Annotated in this window: 19 protein-coding genes and 1 riboswitch; of the genes, 18 read left to right on the top strand and 1 reads right to left on the bottom strand. The window is 38.1% G+C overall.

The annotated features are described in order from the left end of the window. The first annotated feature begins 137 nt into the window (after positions 1-137). From lepA to EM4838_RS07165, 13 genes are all read left to right on the top strand, one after another. A complete protein-coding gene (gene lepA, locus EM4838_RS07230; protein ID WP_065095933.1) occupies positions 138-1,973 on the top strand; it encodes a translation elongation factor 4 in 1,836 nt (611 codons plus the stop codon). A gap of 388 nt (positions 1,974-2,361) precedes the next feature. Next, positions 2,362-3,738 carry an FtsX-like permease family protein gene (locus EM4838_RS07225; protein ID WP_071867694.1) on the top strand — a complete coding sequence of 459 codons (1,377 nt, stop codon included), beginning with the start codon at positions 2,362-2,364 and terminating at the stop codon, positions 3,736-3,738. A gap of 229 nt (positions 3,739-3,967) precedes the next feature. Beyond that, entirely contained in the window at positions 3,968-4,675 is a 708-nt protein-coding gene (locus EM4838_RS07220; RefSeq protein ID WP_071867695.1) for an ABC transporter ATP-binding protein, read from the top strand. A gap of 226 nt (positions 4,676-4,901) precedes the next feature. Beyond that, positions 4,902-6,263, top strand: coding sequence for a C39 family peptidase (locus tag EM4838_RS07215; RefSeq protein ID WP_071867696.1), 1,362 nt, complete (start codon positions 4,902-4,904; stop codon positions 6,261-6,263). A 241-nt stretch (positions 6,264-6,504) separates the two neighbouring features. Then, entirely contained in the window at positions 6,505-6,864 is a 360-nt protein-coding gene (locus EM4838_RS07210; RefSeq protein WP_071867697.1) for a YxeA family protein, read from the top strand. A 251-nt stretch (positions 6,865-7,115) separates the two neighbouring features. After that, positions 7,116-7,385, top strand: coding sequence for a 30S ribosomal protein S14 (gene rpsN / locus EM4838_RS07205; protein ID WP_065095743.1), 270 nt, complete (start codon positions 7,116-7,118; stop codon positions 7,383-7,385). A gap of 17 nt (positions 7,386-7,402) precedes the next feature. Next, entirely contained in the window at positions 7,403-7,570 is a 168-nt protein-coding gene (gene rpmF, locus EM4838_RS07200; protein WP_071867698.1) for a 50S ribosomal protein L32, read from the top strand. A gap of 31 nt (positions 7,571-7,601) precedes the next feature. Next, positions 7,602-7,979, top strand: a complete 378-nt coding sequence (locus EM4838_RS07195; protein ID WP_071867699.1) for a hypothetical protein — start codon at positions 7,602-7,604, stop codon at positions 7,977-7,979. 36 nt (positions 7,980-8,015) lie between these two features. After that, positions 8,016-8,423, top strand: a complete 408-nt coding sequence (locus EM4838_RS07190; protein WP_100917255.1) for a NusG domain II-containing protein — start codon at positions 8,016-8,018, stop codon at positions 8,421-8,423. Between the two features lie 262 nt (positions 8,424-8,685). Continuing rightward, positions 8,686-8,877, top strand: a complete 192-nt coding sequence (locus EM4838_RS07185) for a type II toxin-antitoxin system HicA family toxin (protein WP_071868107.1) — start codon at positions 8,686-8,688, stop codon at positions 8,875-8,877. A gap of 34 nt (positions 8,878-8,911) precedes the next feature. Beyond that, entirely contained in the window at positions 8,912-9,346 is a 435-nt protein-coding gene (locus EM4838_RS07180) for a type II toxin-antitoxin system HicB family antitoxin (protein ID WP_071868108.1), read from the top strand. A 264-nt stretch (positions 9,347-9,610) separates the two neighbouring features. Then, the gene (locus tag EM4838_RS07170; RefSeq protein ID WP_071867470.1) at positions 9,611-9,964 is read left to right on the top strand and encodes a BMC domain-containing protein; all 354 of its coding nucleotides are present in this window, start codon (positions 9,611-9,613) and stop codon (positions 9,962-9,964) included. A gap of 43 nt (positions 9,965-10,007) precedes the next feature. Further along, complete coding sequence (locus EM4838_RS07165) at positions 10,008-10,442, top strand: EutP/PduV family microcompartment system protein (RefSeq protein ID WP_071867469.1); 435 nt, start codon at positions 10,008-10,010, stop codon at positions 10,440-10,442. A gap of 71 nt (positions 10,443-10,513) precedes the next feature. Continuing rightward, positions 10,514-10,681, top strand: a riboswitch (cobalamin riboswitch). Between the two features lie 129 nt (positions 10,682-10,810). On the opposite strand, the gene EM4838_RS07160 is transcribed toward EM4838_RS07165, so the two are convergent. Further along, on the bottom strand, positions 10,811-11,719 hold the full coding sequence (locus tag EM4838_RS07160; RefSeq protein WP_071867468.1) for a PocR ligand-binding domain-containing protein: 909 nt from the start codon (positions 11,717-11,719) through the stop codon (positions 10,811-10,813). Between the two features lie 280 nt (positions 11,720-11,999). On the opposite strand from EM4838_RS07160, the gene EM4838_RS07155 reads away from it, so the two are divergent. The 5 genes from EM4838_RS07155 to EM4838_RS07135 are packed head-to-tail and all read left to right on the top strand — an operon-like array spanning position 12,000 to position 15,992. Then, positions 12,000-12,281, top strand: coding sequence for a BMC domain-containing protein (locus EM4838_RS07155; RefSeq protein WP_071867467.1), 282 nt, complete (start codon positions 12,000-12,002; stop codon positions 12,279-12,281). A 9-nt stretch (positions 12,282-12,290) separates the two neighbouring features. Then, positions 12,291-13,100 carry a propanediol utilization microcompartment protein PduB gene (pduB, locus tag EM4838_RS07150; RefSeq protein ID WP_071867466.1) on the top strand — a complete coding sequence of 270 codons (810 nt, stop codon included), beginning with the start codon at positions 12,291-12,293 and terminating at the stop codon, positions 13,098-13,100. 20 nt (positions 13,101-13,120) lie between these two features. After that, positions 13,121-14,782: a propanediol/glycerol family dehydratase large subunit gene (locus EM4838_RS07145; RefSeq protein ID WP_071867465.1), complete on the top strand. Its 1,662-nt coding sequence runs from the start codon at positions 13,121-13,123 to the stop codon at positions 14,780-14,782. 12 nt (positions 14,783-14,794) lie between these two features. After that, positions 14,795-15,472, top strand: coding sequence for a propanediol/glycerol family dehydratase medium subunit (locus EM4838_RS07140; protein WP_071867464.1), 678 nt, complete (start codon positions 14,795-14,797; stop codon positions 15,470-15,472). A gap of 13 nt (positions 15,473-15,485) precedes the next feature. After that, positions 15,486-15,992 (top strand): diol dehydratase small subunit, encoded by a 507-nt coding sequence (locus EM4838_RS07135; RefSeq protein WP_071867463.1) that lies wholly within the window; start codon positions 15,486-15,488, stop codon positions 15,990-15,992. Positions 15,993-16,015 lie beyond the last annotated feature (23 nt).

Raw genomic sequence — 16,015 nt, 5'->3', positions numbered from 1 at the left:
CAATTTAGTTACTTGTTCACAGTATAACAAAAGTTTCTAAAAAAAACTTCTAAAGTCCTTAGAAGGAAAAAGTCTTTAAATTCCTCCTTTTCGTTGGTATAATGAAAAGTGCTGATTATATGAAAAGAGGAGACGCTATGGATATAAAGAAAATGAAACAACGCCAAGAGCAAATTCGAAATTTTTCGATCATTGCTCATATCGACCATGGGAAATCAACTTTGGCCGATCGGATTTTGGAAAAGACGAACACTGTGACGTCTCGCGAAATGCAAGATCAGTTATTAGACTCCATGGATCTAGAACGTGAACGTGGGATCACGATCAAACTAAATGCCGTAGAATTGAACTATACAGCTAAAAATGGAGAGACATATATCTTCCATTTGATCGATACCCCAGGGCACGTCGATTTTACCTATGAAGTATCCCGAAGTTTAGCTGCCTGTGAAGGAGCAGTCTTAGTCGTGGATGCCGCTCAAGGGATTGAAGCACAGACATTAGCCAATGTTTATTTGGCATTAGATAATGACCTAGAGATTTTACCAGTCATCAATAAGATCGATCTACCAGCCGCAGATCCAGAGCGTGTGCGTAATGAAATCGAAGAAGTGATCGGCATCGATGCCAGTGAAGCGGTGTTAGCAAGTGCGAAGTCTGGGATCGGTATCGAAGAAATACTAGAACAAGTAGTGGAATATGTCCCAGCACCTTCTGGCGATATCGAAGCTCCTTTGAAAGCATTGATTTTTGATTCGATCTATGACAGCTACCGCGGAGTTATTTTAAATGTGCGTATCACAGATGGTGTTGTCAAAGCAGGAGATAAAATCAAATTGATGAGTAATGGCAAGACCTTTGATGTGACCGAAGTTGGTGTATTCTCACCAAAAACCATTGCGCGTGACTTTTTGATGGTCGGTGATGTCGGTTATATCACTGCAAGCATCAAAACAGTCCAAGATACAAGTGTCGGGGATACAGTGACACTTGCGGATAATCCAGCTACAGAAGCATTACCAGGTTATCGTAAAATGAACCCAATGGTCTATTGTGGTTTATACCCGATCGACACATCACGTTACAATGATCTACGTGAAGCATTGGAAAAACTTCAACTAAATGATGCTGCTTTGCAGTTTGAACCAGAAACATCACAAGCACTCGGCTTTGGTTTCCGTTGTGGCTTCTTAGGATTGCTTCACATGGATGTCGTCCAAGAACGTTTAGAGCGTGAGTTCAATCTTGAATTGATCACGACAGCGCCTTCTGTAATCTATCATGTCAACAAGACAGACGGTTCGATGGTCGTTGTTGATAATCCTGCTGATTTTCCTGAACCAGTCACGATCCAAGATGTCGAAGAACCTTTTGTGAAAGCACAGATCATGGTACCTAATGAGTACGTTGGTGCAGTCATGGAACTTTCGCAACGTAAACGTGGCGATTTTATTACAATGGATTATTTAGATGATTATCGTGTCAATGTCGTTTATAACTTGCCTTTGTCAGAGATCGTCTTTGATTTCTTTGACAAACTAAAATCAAGCACGAAAGGCTACGCTTCACTTGACTACGAAATGTCAGGTTATCAAAAGAGCAAGCTAGTGAAAATGGATATCTTGCTGAATGCTGAAAAAGTTGACGCATTAAGCTTCATCGTTCATCGTGATTTTGCCTATGAACGCGGAAAAGCCATCGTTGAAAAACTGAAAAAACTGATCCCTCGTCAACAATTCGAGGTTCCGATCCAAGCAGCGATCGGTCAAAAAATCGTTGCCCGTTCAGACATCAAAGCCTTACGTAAAAATGTGCTGGCTAAATGTTACGGTGGTGACGTTTCCCGTAAACGTAAACTTCTTGAAAAACAAAAAGAAGGTAAGAAACGAATGAAACAAATCGGTAACGTCGAAGTCCCTCAAGAAGCCTTCATGGCTGTTCTGAAAATGGATGAGGATGAACCGAAGAAATAGCCTAATAGGCTATTGCAAAAAAAACTTAGCTCTTTGTCAAATGATGTTGGTGAAGAGGAATATTAGAATAATTATGACAGAAAGAAGTGGAGAATTTCTTTCTGTCTTTTTTTCTGGAAAACAATGTTTTTCCATGTTGAAACAAGATCCTTCATTTGAAAATGCAATGACTTCTATCACTTTAAAGGTTTCGCTTTAATATCTTAAGATAATTGTTAGCTATCCAAGCATTCTATATAGAATAGCTAAAACATAGTAGGTTCTTGATGCGTATTTTTTAGATTGATTACTTAATCTTTAGACATAATAAGGCTAAAGTCTAATTGTTTCTACAATTTTCTTATGCTACCTTAAATTTAGAAATACTAAATAAGGAGGCTGCTGGTAAATGTGTAAGTTAATTATTAAGCAATTTTTACAGCATTGGAAAATTTGGCTATCAATACTACCTATTTTTATTGTTTCTGGATTAATATTTAGCACTGCTTTTGTGATATTAAATGCTTTAAGTAGGGCTGATCTTAACAGTTCGGTTGATTATGGTGTTTTTATGCAGTTACCAATAGTTATAGGGATAGTAGTGTTGTTTTTATTGACTACCAATGCAATGAAACAGTGTATAGATTTTTTTGATGAAACAAATGACATATTGCTTCTTTTAGGAGCTTCTCCAGCTCAAATTAGTTTGGTAATGACCGGTCAAATGTCATTAATCGGTATGATTGGAGCGTTTTTTGGAAGCTGCTTTTCCTTAAAATCTTCACAGCTTTTTTTATCCACATTACCTTCGAGTGCTGCTAAAGAATCTCTTGTACATATCCCTCTTCAGTTCTCATGGAATATCATTTTTGCTGTGATAATGATTCAACTAGCAATTATTCTATATACATGTATGCGCTATTGTCTTAAAAATTACAAGAAAAGAAAGGGAAGCCTTTCCTCTCATAGAGCATCTAATAAAACGAAGAACAGTGGTAGATTTTTGGGAATAATTGCGTTACTCATAAGCGTAGGTGCGACAGTATATTTATATTTCAAAAATATTCCTGATCCAACTTTAATAAAAGAATATACTCAAAGTATGAGTAACTCAATGAATTTATTGCTCCTTCTGTGGCTTTCTATACTTATGACTATGAATTTTTTGATTCGTCTCATATTTCGAGGGATCGTACATATAATTGTTGGATTACCAAAAATGACAAAGAATCCGATGATCCGCACTGCATTTTACAATATGCAATACAATATAGAAGAATTAATAAAATTAATTCGTCCTGTCAGCATCATTACTTTGCTAGTTGGGAATTTTATAGCTTTGTTTCTCAACACTAAACTACTGATTGATGGTACAAATGATAACTCTTATATTTCAGATTTGGTCATCAACCTTATTTTTGTATTTGGCGCTCCAATACTCATCAGCTTGGCCAATGTATTTGTGTCAATTTTTCTTTTTAGAATTAAAACAAAAGTTGAATCTAAAGAATACTTTTATACTGGATGTACACCAAATTGGATTTTTAAAATGAGAATCATTGAAATCAGTATAGTTTCACTCATCTCAATAATAGTTACTTTCATTGGAATGATAATGTTTGCGATTCCATTATTAAGAGTGACCTATCTGGGTGGGGGCAATATTTTTAAGGCGAACTGGTCGATTAATATTCTATTATCGTTAGGAACTTTTGTTGTCTTCGGTTTGTGTTTTATTTCCATTTATTGTTTTGAACGTCATACATCAAAGAAGTATGTGGAGTAGATTTATTAGTATACTAAAAGAATCCATCTGTTTTCATTGATTTGAGCATAAGAGAATAATTAGTTTAGATTGAAAGATGTAAGGTAATAGCTGAAAGGGGAGATCCTTCTACTATCAGTGAGTAGTTTGCGCCCTACAGTTCTATATGAGAATTCGATTTATAAACTAGAATGATTTTGTGGTAAGGATAGTACTATAAGTATTATTAAATTTTTGGAGGTTAAGACCGATGAGAGAGATAGTGATTTCAATAACTGAATTAAAAAAAGAAATAGAGCTTGCGAAAGGAAATCTTTTACAAGTGCTTACTGATATTTCTTTTGATGTAAAACAACAAGAGTTTGTATCAATCGTAGGACCTTCTGGTTCAGGGAAAACAACGTTGCTTCATTGTATCTCTAGCTTATTACCTCCTACAGAGGGAGAGGTGATGATCTATGGCAAATCTCCTTATGGATGGAGTGCAGCGAAATTAGCAAAGTTTCGCCGTAAAAAAATCGGCTTTATTTTTCAAGATTTCCAACTCATACCTTCATTGTCAGCCTACGATAATATGGTACTCCCAGGAACATTGAATGGTCACAAAATAAAAAGGGAAAATGTTTATTCTCTGGCAGAACGATTGGAATTAAAAGCGGATTTACACCAACCCATTGATGCTCTTTCGGGTGGTGAACAACAAAAAGTGGCAATTGGTCGCACAATATTAGCAGATCCAGAAATATTATTTTTAGATGAACCTACTAGCGCATTAGATACTCACTCACGTGTCCTTATTATGGAAGTACTGAAAGAATTAGTAAGCAAAGGAAAGACAATCGTTATGGTGACTCATGACCTAGAGCTTGCCAGTCAATCTTCCAGAGCAATTGTTTTAAAGGATGGGCGCATTCATAATAATATATGTTCGCCAGCATTGGAAAACCTCATATTCTAAAAGATAAGATTCATTCATTCCTACCTTAGCTCCATCTAGTTTTACTCAATGAAATTAGCGTATGCTTTCTTTGGTTCTCAAATAAATTAAACAAATCATTCGGACAAAAAAATAGATTCATGTATAATTTAAACAATAGTATATATTACTATCGTTATAATATTTTTAGGAAACATCTTATGTAAAATCTATTGCTATTTTTTGTTCATTTATGAGGAGGAAAAAGATGAAAAGGGGATTTATTACTAAGGGGATTTGTGGGTTCACGATACTTGCGATTTTAGCGAGTTCGTTTGGTGTGAGTCAAGTTTTTGCAGAGGATTCGTCTACAATGGCTACCTCGACTGAATCGACTCAAACGTCAGCAGCTCCACAGATAAATAGTACAGAAACGACAGAAACAGAGGTACCAACGCAAGAGTCACAACAAACACCATCAGTACAAGCGAGTGAAGAAACAGAAGTTCAACCAGAGCAACCACAAACTGCAATCGTCGATGGAGTAGAAGTCGCTTTGGAAGCGCCAGAAAAAGCTGGTAAAAACGAAGCGGATATCACACAAGCGCCAAAAGAGGAATTGATCGAAGGCTCCCCAAGATTATTTCGAGCAGCTGTGCAAACGATTCCAATGTATCGTTTATTCAATCCACATAGTGGTGAGCATTTTTACACGAGAGATACTGGTGAACGAGATAATTTAAGAAGGATTGGTTGGAATTACGAAGGTGTTGGTTGGCAGGCACCGACAAGTGGTGATCCTGTCTATCGTTTGTACAATCGCTATAATGGGGAACATTTTTATACGTTGAACGCAAAAGAAAGAGATAGTATCACGAAACAAGGCTGGAAGTATGAAGGAATCGGTTGGTATTCCTATAAAGGAGCGAATGCCATTCCTGTCAGTCGTTTATATAGTAAACGAGTGAACTGGCACCATTACACGTTAGATGAAAACGAGAAAAAAGTAATCACGAAACAAGGCTGGGTCTATGAAGGTGTTGGTTGGTACGCAGTTGGTAGTGGTCAACAAAATCAAGAGGACTATAAACTATTGGGTGTGAAAAATTACAACCAATATGCGTTAGGTGCGCCAAGTGGATGTGAAGGGGCTTCTTTATTGCAAGCACTTCAATATAAAGGGAAGATCACAAATTGGAGTTTGACTCAATTCTTGAATACGATCCCTAAATCACCGAATGGTAATCCAAACAGCGGTTTTGTCGGCAGCCCATTCGTCGAAAATTCATGGACTTATTCTGCAATTTATCCTGCACCTTTGACGACGTGGGGCAAGAAGTACGGAAATGTCCAAAATATTTCAGGTAGCTCGATGAATACGTTGCTAAACGAAGTCAAAAATGGCCATCCGGTTGTTGCTTGGGTGACGATCAATTTCCAACCAATCCGTTGGGGGAATTGGAATTTTGGTGTCGCAGCGAATAATAATCATGCGGTCACTCTTGATGGATATAATAAAGGAAGTAATCAAGTCCATGTATCAGATCCGATCAGTGGTCCTTATTGGATGAATCGGACAACATTTGAGAATATTTATAATGCACGTAAATACGCGGTAGTTGTAAGATAGACTAAAGCTGAACAAACCAATTGTAGTAGTAATGCTTTTCTATAGCCTGTAAAATCCGAGAATATTTTGGGTTTTACGGCTTATTTTCATTATATTATTCTACCTAGGTCAAAATCAGTCACTAGATAAATTTTTATGACGTTAATGTAAGTTAAACATAGGAAGAATAGATTTCGAATCATTGTTTTATTTAGTATGATTTAGACAGGAAATGAAAAAGAATTAGGAAGTGGGAATGATAATGGGAAAATTAGTAAAAGGATTATTAGTAATTGCGCTTATTTTAGGAATTGGTGCATTTTTTATTGAATCAAAGACAGAAGGCTTTCAAGCATTAACGGATAATTTTTTATCTGATAAAGAAGTGAAAGAATACTATGTCAAAACAAGTAGTGGGGATAAAAAAGGGAAGGATTATCTCTACACGTTTGAAGGATACGATGAAGATGGCAATCAACAAACAGTAAAAAAATTAGTGGATCACGAGTTAAAACAAGGTAAATACTTAAAAATCTATGCAAAAGGAATGCAAGGAAAAGGATGGAGTGAAGTACCAGAAAACGAAGTGCCTACGAAGGCGTTGGAAAAAATCAATTCGTAATGGCTAGGATGTTGAATTCTTAGTGTCCATTTATTAATAGTAGAAAAAGCTCACAGTGATGTTAAGGATAAATATCATTGGAGCTTTTTCAATGTACTCGAAAGATGAGCTCAGTCTGAAGTCGTTAATAAATTGACTTTATTCGTATTTCTTTTTTGACAAACAAATAAAGAAGTGGTATTGTAGTTCTACACAAAACGTAATTGTTACGATTTGATAAATATAAAGTGGAATAAAGGAGCAGATTATTAGTGGCAAAAAAATCAAAAATTGCAAAAATGAATAAGCAAGTAGCTTTGATCAATAAATATAGTGAACAACGTCAAGAGTTAAAAGCAGCAAAAGATTATGAAGGACTAGCTAAGCTACCAAAAGAGTCTAATCCTAATCGTTTGAAACTGAGAGATCAGACAGACGGACGTCCTCGTGGCTACATGAGAAAATTTGGTATGTCTCGAATCACATTTAGAGAACTGGCGCATCAAGGATTGATCCCAGGAGTTAAAAAAGCAAGTTGGTAAAATAGGAGGAAAAAGTCATGGCAGTACCAGCAAGAAAAACATCGAAAGCAAAAAAACGTTTACGACGAACACACCAAGGTTTGACGAAACCAGAGATTTCTTTTGACGAGGTGACTGGTGATTATCGTCGAAGTCATCACGTCTCCTTAAAAGGTTATTATAAAGGACGGAAAGTGACAGAATAATCGATTGGACGATGCAAGGAGGCTGCAAGAAATGGAAATTATTTATCCGCCATTGGTCGAACAAGGAATCAAATATTATTCGGAAACGGAAAACGAACCTGTAGACAAAGGAGAATTCTATCGTGCGATGGTCGATAAGAAACTGATTACAGAAACTGGCCTTCCTACAGAACATGCGATAGAGCAAGGCTTTGTCAAAGACTATTACGAAAAACAAAACTTATCCTTTGAAGAATTTTTGAACATTTATCCTATTTTTCAAAAGTATGATGCCGATTTGTTCAAATCTATTGACGGCTTCTGGGAGATTCCTGTAGACTTGAAAATAGAATTAATGGAAATGCTTGAAACGGATCAACTGGATTATGATGACGAACAACAAATCAACATCTATTTAGAAGATCGGTAAAAGGATAGAATAAGAAAAGCCAAAAGGACAATCTATATGCACAACTTTCGTAAAACAGGAATAAAACCGTGGGATATCATCATTATTTTTGTTCTGGTAGTTGCTTCTTTCGCTCCGACAATTGTTTTTGCTTTGTCATTTGATAATGCAGAAACTGAAAATAGCGTGAAGTATGCGATAGTCAAAATCGACGGAAAAGAAGTCGAACGTTTTGATTTAGATGGAATCAGTAGCAAGATGGTGACTTACCATCCATCTGATACCCAATACAATATTGTCGAAATCCAAGAAGGTAAGATCAGAGTCAAAGAAGATAATAGCCCCGATCAAATCGCTGTAAGAACAGGTTGGATCTCGGAACCTGGACAGACTAGTATCTGTTTGCCTCATCGACTAGTGATAACCATTGAACAAGAAGGAAAGTCTGATTATCACATCTATTAAGTAAAAGAAAACTGCTATTGTCAGCTTGTAGAAAGTTGATGGTGGTAGTTTTTTTTCTCCAGAGTAACAGGGTACAATCGGATATGATCATACATTAAAAAATATGTATTTAAAAATTAAAGAAGATGGCATGAGCTATTTAAATGATTTCAAAATTTAGAATTTATCAACCAAGAAAAATCGCTCGTTAAAACTATAGCCTCACCTTTACATACGTGTTGGCACGTGCTATAGTTGTTTTTGTAAGGAGGTATAGTGCAGAATGCCGCTTACAGGAAAAGAAATGCTTCGGTTATTGAAGAAGAATGGTTGGATTGAGCGAAGGCAGGAAGGCTCTCATCATCATCATCACCTTTATAAAGATGGCGTTAGAATTACTGTCCCTGTTCATGCCAATCAAGATCTAGGCCGAGGACTTGAGCAAAAAATTTTGAAGGATGCGGGATTGAAATAATCTCGCATTTGATTACAAGAAGGGATTGACTGAAATGTTAAGCGAACCTTTAGCAAAAACATATCCTGCTATTTTTAAACCCGAAGAAGGTGGCGGTTACTTCATTGAATTTCCTGATATTCAGGGTGCTTATACAGGAATCAATGAAGATGATATCTCTTATGGAATTGCTATGGCACAAGAGGTGTTAGGTATGGTTCTAGCGGACTATATTGAGCACGAAGAGCAAATACCAGAGCCAACGCCGATCAAAGAAGTCTTTGCTGAAAAAGATTCCTTTACGACATTGATTCGTGTAGATGTTGCTAAATATCTAAAGGATACAGAACTTGTCAAAAAGACTTTAACGATACCACGATGGGCCGATACGTTAGGCAAACGTGCGGGGATAAATTTTTCAGTCCTTTTAACAGAATCCATTGCAGATAAAGCGGATGATATTCTTCATTCAGAGAAAAATAATAGATAAGAAAAGAACCTGGACAGACTAGTATCTGTTTGCCTCATCGACTAGTGATAACCGTTGAACAAGAAGGAAAGTCTGATTATTACATCTATTAAGTAAAAGAAAACTGCTATTGTCAGCTTTGAAAAAGTTGAGAATAGCAGTTTTTTGATCGCATAATAAATTATACCAAGCCGCAAATATTTGTTACTCCACTGGATCAAAAGCAAAATCCTTTTATTCATCTATGCTAGAATATAGTTATTATCAGATTGTAGGAGGTGGCAAATGGTAGCAAATGAAAGACAAATCGAACGAACGATCCAAGAGTACGTCCCTGGAAAACAGGTCACACTTGCGCATATTATCCCAAATGCAGATCGTGAAGTTTTTACAAAACTTGGATTAAGTGAAGCAAGTAATGCTATCGGTATTTTGACGATCACACCGAGTGAGGCGTCGATCATTGGTGCAGATATCGCAAAAAAATCTGGAGATGTGGCGATTGGTTTCATGGATCGCTTTAGTGGATCAGTCGTTTTTACTGGTGAGGTATCTTCAGTTGAATATGCTTTGCAACAAGTCATCCAAACAATGAGTACGGTTTTGGGGTTTGATACGCCTAATATTACAAAAACCTAAATGGTTGGTAGTTATTTATTTATGAGAGACGATAGGTGAAGAGATGCGTCGAGTGATTTTTATCGGACAAACAGGTAGCGGTAAAACTACATTGTCACAGTGGCTACAAAAGAAAGACATTTCTTATCACAAGACTCAACAAGTGTATTATCTGGATGAGTCAATTGATACACCGGGTGAGTTCATGGAAAATCAGTTTTATTATAATGCGTTGGTCAGTGCTTCAATCGAGGCGGAGGTAGTGGCATTCGTTCAAGATATTACAAGCGCACAAAACTATTTTCCACCTTATTTTTCATCGAGATTCAACAAAGAAGTGATTGGTGTGATCTCCAAAGTCGATTTAGCAGATCAGCAGACGCTAGCAAAAGCCCGTGAATTATTGGAGTTAGCCGGTGCTTCTAAGATATTTGAAGTTTCTACGATAACAGGTTTTGGTTTAGATGAGTTAAAGAAACACTTGTCTACGAATGGATAAAAGCCAAAAACATTTTTTTAAAATAAATCGTTTCCGTTATCTATTGACCGCGATTGTGAATTAATGTATAATTGAAAATAATAAAATATGAGCACATGATGTGAAGGGAACAAGGTGCGAATCCTTGACAGACCCTTTTTACTGTATATGCAGACGACCCCTCAATTTAGCCACTTACGGGAAGGCGAGGTAGTAGGATGAAGCAAAGTCAGGATACCTTACATGATGTGAAAGTGATTTTATTGGGAAAATTACTTTGCGAGCCAAACCGATTCCTATTGAACGGTTTGTTTAGTGAAGTGTTTTTTCGAAGACACTTCATTTTTTTATTAAACAAAAAGACAGTCGGACAACTGTCTTTCAGTGGATCAGCTCGTTCTTCGAAAGGAAGCAGGAGTTGTTCCGGTCTCTTTTTTGAATAACTTACAGAAATAGCTCGGTTGGGTATAACCGATGCGATAAGCAATTTTTTGAACGCTTAAATTGGTTTGGCGTAATAATTCTTTTGCTTGTTCGATTCTCTGTTTATTAAGGTAGTTGACAAAACTGATGTCTAATTCTTTTTTGAAGAGTCTGCTGAAATAATAATGACTTAAATAGACATGATTTGCCACTTCATCTAAGGTAATATTGCGAGAGAGATTTTTATTGATATATTCGATTGCTTTATTGATTTCTCCATGGTCGGAGTCGATTCGTTTGTTTTTAGACTTAATCGGTTTATGTTCAGCTGTTTTGATATTGAATTTGATTCGATCTCTGGGATGGTTTTCTTCTTTCTCATAATGTTGAGCAATCGTTTCGAAAAGTGAGGCGGCAGCCGTGACCTGTTTTCTGTTCACTACGCGTACCTTATTACGTGCATGCCTCAACTCCGCATGCTCTTTCCAATTCGTGATGGATGGATGAATGCGGTCGATTTGATGATCTTCAATATCTGATACTTTTACTTGCCCAAAAAGTGCAAAACCGTGCAGTTGTCGATCATGGATCAAAGGCAATGAAATATCCGTCAATCCAGCATGGCATTGATAAATGTGTGGTTTTCCAGTCTTTGATGCTTCTAAACCACCGTAAGCATCACACTTTTGACAGAGATGTTTGAATTGTGGATTTGCTCGCATATTTTGGCAAAAAGGAGAAAAATTAAATAGATTTGACGTTTCTTTGCCGTGAATATCAACTAAAACAGCGCCATAATCGACTGCTAATGCAAATTCTTCCAATATCTTTGTTAGTCTATCTGAATGAATTCCTTTTGGATGACCTTGAATCATGCAACAGCCCCCTTTCATGGCACTTATTTTAACAGAAAAACAAAGGTTATTGTATAAAACATCACAAATACCACAATTTTGACTATCAAATGACAAGAATTTGATAGATTATTTGGCTTGAATTATTTAAATTTAAGCCTATTTGTCGTGTTTTCTTTTTTTATTCACAGCAAATTATTATTATTATATCAATAGGTACAAAAAAGATGGGGCAATTATTTCCCATCTTTTTTTATTATGATAGTTTTTGTAAGCGCTACTAAAATTAGGAGGTATGACAATGGGTCAAGAAGCTTTAGGCATGATTGAAACTCGCGGTTTGATTGGATCGATCGAAGCAGCAGATGCGATGGTGAAGGCGGCAAATGTAACGCTGATCGGCACTGAAAAAATCGGTTCAGGTTTAGTCACTGTTATGGTCAGAGGAGATGTAGGTGCAGTAAAAGCCGCAGTTGACGCTGGCGTGACAGCAGCTAGTTCTGTGGGAGAAGTTGTTTCAAATTACGTGATTCCACGCCCTCACTCTGAGGTTGAGAGAGTACTCCCAAATTTAACTGACTGAGGTGATTAAATGGTTGAAAACAATGCAGCAGTAGAAGAAATCTTGAAAAAAGTTTTGAATAAAATCGAATCGAATGAAACAAAGGAAACTACATCGGGAGGAACAAGCAAAATGATTGAAAAACATTGTGGATTAACAGAATTTGTCGGTGCATCAGCATTTGGAGATACTATTGGTTTAGTGATCGCAAATGTTGATTCAGCCTTATTGGATACGATGAAATTAGAGAAAAAATATCGCTCGATTGGTATCGTAGGTGCTCGTACCGGTGCTGGTCCGCATATTTTAGCGGCAGATGAAGCAGTCAAAGCAACAAACACAGAAGTCATCTCGATCGAAATGCCAAGAGATACTAAAGGTGGCGCTGGTCATGGCTCGCTTATCATTTTTGGTGGGGATGATGTTTCGGATGTTAAACGAGCGGTAGAAGTGACGTTAAAAGAAGTGGATACTCGCACGTTCGGAGATGTGTATGCGAATGAAGCAGGCCACATTGAATGTCAATACACTGCCAGAGCGAGTTATGCATGTAACAAAGTATTTGGAACTCCAATCGGCAAATCATTTGGTTTGATCGTTGGTGCACCAGCTGCAATTGGTGTAGTGATGGCGGATACAGCCATGAAGGCGGCGAATATTGAAGTGGTCAGCTATGCGACTCCACAAAATGGACAGAATTTCTCAAATGAAGTCACGATGACATTTAGTGGTGATTCAGGGGCTGTCCGTCAGGCTGTTATTTCTGCTCGCGAAATCGGTATCAAACTATTAGCGACATTAGGTAGTGAGCCAACAAATGATCAGCCATCATATATTTAAATTGGAGAGTGAGTAAATAGATGAAATCGAAACGATTTGAAGAATTATCAAAAAGACCAGTGAACCAGGATGGATTTGTTGATGAGTGGATAGACGAAGGTCTGATTGCCATGCAAAGTCCTAATGATCCAAAACCAAGCATCAAGATCGTTGCGGGTGAGGTCGTTGAATTAGATGGGAAAGCAAAAGAAGACTTTGATTTGATCGATGCTTATATCGCACAGTATGGCATCGACATCACTCGTGCGGAAGAAGTCATGCAAATGTCATCGAAAGAATTAGCGAATAAAATCGTTGATCCGAACATTTGTCGTGAAGAAATCATCCAATTGACGACTTCTGCTACACCGGCAAAAATCAATGAAGTGGTTGGCTACATGAACGTGGTTGAAATGATGATGGCTGTGCAAAAAATGCGTGCTCGCCGTCGTCCTACCACCCAATCTCACGTAACAAACTTACGCGACAACCCAGTGCAGATTGCTGCGGATGCCGCTGAAGGCGCTTTACGTGGCTTTGATGAGCAAGAAACAACAGTTGCGGTTGCACGTTATGCACCATTTAATGCCATCTCGATTATGATTGGTTCACAAGTTGGACGTCCAGGGGTGTTGACACAGTGCTCATTGGAAGAAGCAACTGAACTTGACCTTGGTATGAGAGGATTCACAGCTTATGCTGAAACGATCTCAGTTTATGGAACAGAGAAAGTATTTACCGATGGCGATGATACGCCTTGGTCGAAAGGATTCCTTGCCTCATGTTATGCGTCTCGCGGCTTGAAGATGCGTTTCACCTCAGGGACTGGTTCAGAAGTACAAATGGGTTATGCAGAAGGCAAATCGATGTTGTACTTGGAAACTAGATGTATTTATCTGACAAAAGCAGCGGGGGTTCAAGGGTTACAAAATGGTTCGATCAGTTGTATCGGTATTCCAGGTGCGGTGCCATCAGGGATTCGTGCGGTCTTAGCGGAAAACTTGATCGCTATGTTGCTTGACCTTGAAGTGGCCTCTGGAAATGACCAAACATTCTCTCACTCAGATATCCGTCGAACAGCTCGTTTATTGATGCAATTCTTACCAGGGACTGACTATATCTCTTCTGGCTACTCTGCAACTCCGAATTACGACAATATGTTTGCGGGTTCAAACTTTGATGCAGATGATTTCGACGATTACAACATTTTACAACGTGACCTTCGTGTTGATGGTGGTTTACGACCAGTCAAAGAAGCAGAAGTGATCAAAGTTCGTAATAAAGCAGCGAAAGCGATGCAAGCACTATTTGCAGAGTTAGGGTTACCAACGATCACAGACGAAGAAGTAGAAGCGGCGACTTATGCTCGTGGTTCTGATGACATGCCTGCTCGTGATATGGTTCAAGATATCAAAGGTGCAGAAGAGTTGTTGGCTAGTGGAGCAACTGGTTTAGATCTAGTCAAAGCATTATCTAAAACAGGCTTTGAAGATGTGGCGGTCAGTGTATTGAATCTATTGAAACAACGCGTTGCCGGAGACTTTTTACAAACTTCTTCTATCTTTGATAAAGATTGGAATGTCATTTCTGCTGTCAATGATAAAAATGACTATGCTGGACCAGGAACTGGACACCGTTTAGACGGCTCAGAGTGGGAAAAAGTGAAAGCAATTCCTAACGCAATCAACCCGCAGGATATATAGGAGGAGTATGAAATGGCAGAAATCAACGAAAATTTACTAAGATCGATCATTCAAGAAGTCTTGACTGAAATGGATACAACGAAAAGTGAACAAACAGTTGCATTCAAAAGTACACCGTCAACGGTTGTAATGACAGACAACAATTCTGAATCTTGGTTCCGTTCAATCGGTGTCGCACAACCTGGCAATGCACAAGACGAAGTGGTTATTGCAGTTGGACCTGCATTCGCAACATCTCAAACAACGAATATCATTGGTGTGAGCCATAAAGATATCTTGAAACAAGTGATTGCAGGAATCGAAGAAGAAGGGTTGAAAGCCCGTGTAATTAAAGTTTTCCGTTCATCTGATGTGGCATTTGTCGCAGTTGAGGGAGATAAGCTTTCAGGTTCAGGAATTTGCGTGTCGATCCAATCAAAAGGAACGGCGATCATTCACCAAAAAGATCTACAACCATTGTCAAATCTTGAATTATTCCCGCAAGCGCCACTGATCACGCTGGAAACGTATCGTGCAATCGGTAAGAACGCTGCGAAATATGCAAAAGGCGAATCACCAAATCCAGTGCCGATGATGAATGACCAAATGGCACGTCCGAAATACCAAGCACAATCTGCTTTACTTCACATCAAAGAAACAAAGCATGTTGTCATTGGGAAACCAGCAGAAGAAATTGCTGTAACATTATAACGAGGTGAAACAGATGAACGAACAGACATTAGAAAGCTTGGTAAGAAATATCTTACAAGATATGAATAATAAACCGACTGGGACAACTGAAGTTGCGAATGGCGCCCAAGCGACGACTGCTGACTACCCAATTGCTGTCAAACATCCAGACTGGGTGAAAACAAAAACGGGCAAAACATTAGAAGATATCACTTTAGCTAATGTATTGAACGGTTCTTTAACGCCAGAAGATTTGAAGATCACACCATCGATCTTAAAAGCGCAAGGTGAAATTGCTCATAGCGCGGGTCGCAAGACGATTTCTTCTAACTTCGATCGTGCCGCAGAATTGACAGCAGTCCCTGATGAGCGTGTCTTAGCAATGTACAATGCGTTACGTCCGTATCGCTCAAGTAAACAAGAATTGTTAGATATTGCCGACGAATTAGAAACGAAATACCATGCGAAAATCTCTGCTGCTTATTTCCGTGAAGCAAGTGAACATTATGAAACACGTAAGAAGCTCAAAGGGGATAATTAAAGGATCGCCAGTTATCGGGAGGA

Source organism: Enterococcus mundtii, from assembly GCF_002813755.1.
GTDB classification, from domain to species: domain Bacteria; phylum Bacillota; class Bacilli; order Lactobacillales; family Enterococcaceae; genus Enterococcus_B; species Enterococcus_B mundtii.
The sequence above is the reverse complement of the archived record's forward strand: the minus strand, read 5'-3'. Positions and strand labels throughout refer to the sequence as shown.